Consider the following 6116-nt stretch of genomic DNA (forward strand, 5'->3'; position numbering starts at 1 on the left):
TTGCTGCTTAAATGCAGCATCGTAGGCCTTTCTAATTCTTTTCATAATTCAAAGATAAGTTTTTATGCTTAACTTAATGTCCAGGCTAAGTTACCAAGTCCATAACCTTTAACTGTCAACTTCTTTACTGGCAATACATGCTTACGCCTCCTTCTATCTCCTTGGTACTTACCATACCACTCACAAGTACATCGCTCTTGGTCACCATCTAAGATTACCGTATGTCTCACACCTCCACTTCCATCTACACGAGCTTCTACTCTAACTGAACTAACTTGCTGTCTAACTCAAGAGCTCTGCATTCATCTCCATTCTTATTTTGCTCCTCAGTTACTTACATTCACAAAACACTGCTTACAGTACCAAGTTTAACCACTATTCATTGATTGCCATTAAAATAAACTTTCTACATATAACCATTAAAACTTTAATACCCATAACAACAATATGAAGCTCAGAGTAGTTAAACTGCCACACCTCAACACGAAAAAAGCCGACCTAAAAAGGTCGGCTTAAAAAAAATATAATGAAAAAGTGCTTATTTATTTCACCAAGCAAGTGCAGTCTTAAAACACTTACTCAGTTGTAGTATATTAAAGTACTATGAAATTACTATTTAAAAACTTCAAAACGAGTTTCCAAAAATATAATTAACATAGATTTATCGTTATTAACACTTCTCAATCTACCTTGCCAAATAACCTCCATCCACAGGGTAATATGCTCCTGTAGAAAACGAAGATTTATCAGTTGCTAACCATAAAATTAGCTCAGCTACTTCTTCAGGCTTACCGAGTCTATTCATTGCGTGGCGAGAAGAAAGTTCTTTAATAACCTCATCACTATAACTCTCTGTCACCAGTGGAGTACCTATATAACCAGGCCCCACAGCATTAATGCGAATACCCTTCGTACCATATTCCCAAGCAGCTGTCTTCGTCAAACCGTTCACACCGTGCTTTGCTGCACAATAAGCAGATGAATTAGCCACGCCAACCTCAGCTAAGATTGACGATACATTGATGATACTTCCCTTTCCCTTTTTCAACATTTCAGGCAACTGATAGCGCATACCATAGAATACCCCATTGAGATTAATACTGATCACCTTATCCCAATCCTCTACACCATATTCGCCAGTTACAGCAAAGGCTCCAACAATTCCTGCATTGTTAACAGCAATGTCTAATTGACCAAAAGCAGCAACCGTTTCTTGCACTACTCTCTCATGGTCTTGAGCCTTCCCAGCATCTGCCTTAATGAAAATGGCATTTTCACCTAATGTTGATACTACTTTTTTACCTTCTGCTTCATTCCAATCTACAATTGCAACTTTAGCTCCCTCTTTGACAAATAACTCTGCTACACATTTACCTATTCCAGAAGCAGCTCCAGTAATAATTGCTACTTTGTTTTCTAATTGTTTCATATAAGTGGTTTTTATGATTTACTATAAATTTACAGTTTACCACAGTCATAACCAAAATCACACGCTCTAAAAATCACTGTTCTTATACTAAAACAAAAAAGTTATCTATTGCAACTACACGTATTTTTAAAGTTAAAGTAAGTCAAAAGTTACATCAGTAAGAATCTATAATCCGACCAATAGGTAAAAGTATCAACTCCCAGTTGTCAACTTCTTTACTGCAAGCACATGCTTACACATTCCTCTATCCCCTTGGTACTTACCATGCCACTCACAAGTACATCGCTCTTGGTTGCCATCTAAGATTACTGTATGTCTCACACCACCAGTTCCCTCTACACGAGCTTCTACCCGTCCATTAGCATCACTAATAATCTCTACTTTATTCTCAGCAATTAGTTTCTCTGCATTCTTTAGACGAGGATTTAGACTTAGAATGCGCTCTAACTTAAAGGGTAACCTTCTGTAAAAGAAAGCATTGTCATCTAAGTCAAAACCTAACAACCCCATAGCGGCTAATCGCCCTGTCAGACTATCTGCATCAGTGAAACTCATCCCTTCTTCCATCGCAAACATCGTCGGGTTAAAGCGTTGATTCGCATAAGCATATTTATCCATCGCATCTATCCACTCGTCATCCACATCCTCTATTAACGACTCTAAAGCCGCTCCCTCTCCCGAGAACCCTCTAAAAGCTTCACGAGATAAAGACAAACTAAATCGAATATCTCCAAAATACAACTGCCAGGTGGTGCTCTGCATATCAGGATGAGGAAAAACCTGCATATAATCCATATAGGGCAATAGAGGTTCTAATAATCGTAAACGGTGAATACCTCCTACACAAATACCATTGTTTGATTTAACAGGAGAAAAAGAAGGCATATTCCCTCTCAATATCAAGTAATAATCATTCTTCACAATCCCTTTCGGAATACCTCTAAACAGTTGTTGAGCCTGTATTTTATTAAACGTATGTACACGTTCTGCCTTAGACAGGTAAATCTGTACTGTACTCAATCCTTTAATCCACTTAATCGGAAGAGGCACTTTGCGTTCCACTATTTTTTTATTCTCCGTCTGAATACTAACCTCCTTCTGACCTATTGACAGCAGTACACTCTCCTTTTGCTTAATGCTATTCAGCGCAGTAAGCATCGGTTGGTTAAAGTCTACATTCGTAGTCCCATTCTCTAAAAACTCTCCATCTAACCCATCAGGCAACACATCTACTCTTGCATATACTCCTGCACAATGAGAAAATCCCTCAAAGCGCACTCTACCATCCCCAGCCGTAGCGATAGGGTCTTTTAGCTTAGCCAAATCAGCAGGAGATAAATTAAAACTTGACTTCACCACATTAGACAACGCGATTAAACAACGTGCCATAATAAATGGATCCTTCACATTACCCCAAAAAAAGCATGGAGCATCTGTCTTCTTCTGTATCTCACTGTACTTCGCTAAGAATAATTCGTCCCCTCCTGTTCCTTTGGTAAGACTTGATGGATTGTTGTATATGTATGATAATAGGTCGTTCATAGTAGTGTATAATGATAAGGCAAGGTACTAAAATTCATAGAAATATAACCTTCTAGAACTGTACACATCTGACAAGCATAACTCTCTTCCATAAATGGATAAAACAACAAAGCCCTATTCTTTACTAGAATAGGGCTATTTATATTATTCTTTAGATTTAAAACTCTGTTCTATCACTTGATACCTTTTTAATATTACATCTAACTGAGTATTCTCTTTATGTACTAACAACGAAGTATAGATTTTACGACCGTCAATATCCAAAAACCTTATCAAACTTATATAAACCTAAAGAGTTAAATTAAACAAACCTTTTATTAAAAGTATAGAATGTCCTAGTGTTTTATTATCATGTACTACTTCCATTCAAAATAATTATACCCTATTTTTTCAACAGCAATTCTTACCAAGTCCTTATCCTCCACCCTATGAACAAAAAACTTATAACAATCTTCATCCACATCAAAAAACCCTAATTGCAGTCGATGTTGACGCAATACTACATCAACATCTTTAAACACTGTTGTAGAATTTACAGAACCATTAGATGGATAATTCCTAACCGTTGGTATATTTTTTATGGTTATATTCCAAATATTATCTAATGAACTATTGATTCTATAGATAAATTCATCTACCCTTTCTTTCCAGTCTAAAGAAATAATAAAATCAATAGCCTCTTCATTACAATGAAAACTAACATAACGCAAGGCATCCATTTCTTCAATAAACTCTTCATGATAATTTGGTAAACTGGGCAAACGATCAATAACTATTATTAACTCATCTTTTGTTTTATTATTTGGAACACTTAATCCTATCAATTCCTTAAACCCTTCAAGAACTTTTTTATCTACTTGTAAATTCTCTTGTTTTACTTCCACCATTTTGGTAGATTCTTTACTCTTCTCCTTTATTAGAAACCACGGTTTTCCAGTAAAATCTTTTTTACTCCAAATATAAGTTACCAGCACGGCGCCCACCCCAAACCAATACGCATCACTAAAATGGTAAGAGAATACAACCATTGCAAAATACTTAGTCCCTATGCCCAATAGTACTAATAGCAATAAAACAAGAAAATAAGTTGATTTTTTCATAGCTTAAATATACCCAAAAAAACAATCAGCTAACACCTAATAAAAAAAAACCGATACTCTTACGAGTATCGGCCTTTTCCGATTATTAAATTGTTAGTTTATTCTTATAAGTTTTGAAAGAAGTCATTTCCTTTATCATCAGTGATAATGAAGGCAGGGAAATCTTTCACCTTAATTTTACGCACCGCTTCCATTCCTAATTCAGGGAAGTCAACTACCTCTACGCTCAAGATATTCTCTTTTGCAAGGATAGCTGCTGGTCCACCAATAGAACCTAAGTAGAAACCTCCGTGTTTCTTACAAGCATCAGTAACAGCTTGACTACGATTACCTTTGGCTAACATAATCATACTACCACCTACAGCCTGGAAGCTATCAACGTAAGGGTCCATACGGCCTGCAGTTGTCGGTCCAAAACTACCAGAAGGCATACCATCCGGCGTTTTTGCAGGTCCCGCATAGTAAACGGGGTGATTTTTGAAATACTCAGGCATTTCTTGTCCATTGTCTAACATTTCTTGGATCTTAGCATGAGCGATGTCGCGCGCCACGATAACTGTACCATTCAACATTAAACGTGTTTTAATTGGATGTTTTGTCAATTCAGCCAATTGTTCTTTCATAGGTTTATCAAGGTCAATTACCACAGGCTCCTCTAAATGTGGTGCTGTCTCAGGTAAAAAACGAGCTGGATTAGTTTCCAACTGCTCTACGAATAAACCTTCAGCAGTAATTTTTGCCTTAATGTTTCTATCTGCTGAACAAGAAACACCTAAACCTACAGGACATGATGCAGCATGACGTGGTAAGCGAATCACACGAACATCGTGTGTAAAATACTTACCTCCGAACTGTGCTCCAATCTGAGATTCTTGGCAAATTTGTTGTAGTTTTTTCTCCCACTCTAAGTCACGGAACGCTTGACCGCCCATGTTACCAGAAGTAGGTAAGTTGTCATAGTATCCTGCAGAAGCTTTCTTCACAGCAGCTAAGTTAGCCTCAGCTGATGTACCACCAATCACTAATGCTAAGTGATATGGAGGACAAGCTGCTGTCCCCAAGTCCATTATTTTCTCTTTGATAAATTCCGTAAGGTTTTTATCATTCAATAACGACTTCGTCTTTTGATACAAAAATGTTTTGTTAGCAGAACCTCCACCTTTCGCTAAGAATAAGAATTCATACTTATTCCCTTGTGTCGCATAAATATCAATTTGTGCTGGTAAGTTAGATCCAGAGTTTTTCTCCTCAAACATACTTATTGGAACAATCTGAGAATAACGCAAGTTCTTCTTTTGATATGTTTCAAAAATACCTCTTGATAAGCTCTCCGCATCATTCGTCCCAGTATATACATTCTCCCCTTTTTTCGCAACGACAATCGCCGTTCCTGTATCTTGACAAGATGGCAATTGACCTTCTACTGCTACCGCAGCATTTTGCAATAAATTATACGCTACAAAACGATCGTTATCTGTCGCTTCTGGATCGTCTAAAATAGCTTTCAATTTTTCAAGGTGAGCTGTTCTCAACATAAAAGAAACGTCTGTCATAGCCGTTTCAGCAATTAATTCAATCCCCTTAGGATCAACTACTAAAATTTCTCTATCTCCTAACTTTTCTACTTTTACATAGTCAGAAGATATCTTTTTATAAGCCGTGTCGTCTTTCAGTATTGGATACGGATCTTGATATATGAAGTCCATTGAATTGTTAGTTTATTTCTGAGAAGTAAATTTACTAAATATAGCGTTCAAAAATCCTTAGAATACTTCTAAATAACCAATGAATACAAGACTTCAACAGCATTTGTAATGCTTCTAAATAACAATCGTACTACGCAATACATTAAGGTTCATGAAATATCTTGCATCTCACGAAAAAAAGGTGCAAAAAATTGCACCTCTATTGTTGAAAAGAACACAATCTACACAGTACAGACGTATCTTAGCCCCTAAATAAGCTGGAGTGAAACTAGTAAATTAATTACATAACTTTGGACTTATGAAATACAAGAAATGGAGCTTATCTGAGAAGCTATCAAT

General features: G+C 36.7%; 5 protein-coding genes. All 5 read right to left on the minus strand.

The window, feature by feature from the left end; genetic code table 11:
* Positions 1-68: 68 nt before the first annotated feature.
* On the minus strand, positions 69-230 hold the full coding sequence (locus GOQ24_RS09100; RefSeq protein ID WP_243731263.1) for a hypothetical protein: 162 nt from the start codon (positions 228-230) through the stop codon (positions 69-71).
* A 455-nt stretch (positions 231-685) separates the two neighbouring features.
* Positions 686-1429 carry an SDR family NAD(P)-dependent oxidoreductase gene (locus tag GOQ24_RS09105; protein WP_160339527.1) on the minus strand — a complete coding sequence of 248 codons (744 nt, stop codon included), beginning with the start codon at positions 1427-1429 and terminating at the stop codon, positions 686-688.
* A gap of 192 nt (positions 1430-1621) precedes the next feature.
* A complete protein-coding gene (locus GOQ24_RS09110; RefSeq protein WP_160339528.1) occupies positions 1622-2971 on the minus strand; it encodes an SWIM zinc finger family protein in 1350 nt (449 codons plus the stop codon).
* 356 nt (positions 2972-3327) lie between these two features.
* Entirely contained in the window at positions 3328-4071 is a 744-nt protein-coding gene (locus tag GOQ24_RS09115) for a hypothetical protein (protein WP_155091538.1), read from the minus strand.
* 104 nt (positions 4072-4175) lie between these two features.
* Positions 4176-5777, minus strand: coding sequence for a fumarate hydratase (locus tag GOQ24_RS09120; protein ID WP_160339529.1), 1602 nt, complete (start codon positions 5775-5777; stop codon positions 4176-4178).
* Positions 5778-6116 lie beyond the last annotated feature (339 nt).

The organism is Myroides sp. LoEW2-1 (assembly GCF_009767705.1).
GTDB lineage: Bacteria > Bacteroidota > Bacteroidia > Flavobacteriales > Flavobacteriaceae > Flavobacterium > Flavobacterium album_A.

Coding starts and splice junctions, on each gene's coding strand:
- GOQ24_RS09105 (WP_160339527.1), bottom strand. CDS start 1,429: ATGAAACAATTAGAAAACAAAGTAGCAATTATTACTGGAGCTGCTTCT.
- GOQ24_RS09110 (WP_160339528.1), bottom strand. CDS start 2,971: ATGAACGACCTATTATCATACATATACAACAATCCATCAAGTCTTACC.
- GOQ24_RS09115 (WP_155091538.1), bottom strand. CDS start 4,071: ATGAAAAAATCAACTTATTTTCTTGTTTTATTGCTATTAGTACTATTG.
- GOQ24_RS09120 (WP_160339529.1), bottom strand. CDS start 5,777: ATGGACTTCATATATCAAGATCCGTATCCAATACTGAAAGACGACACG.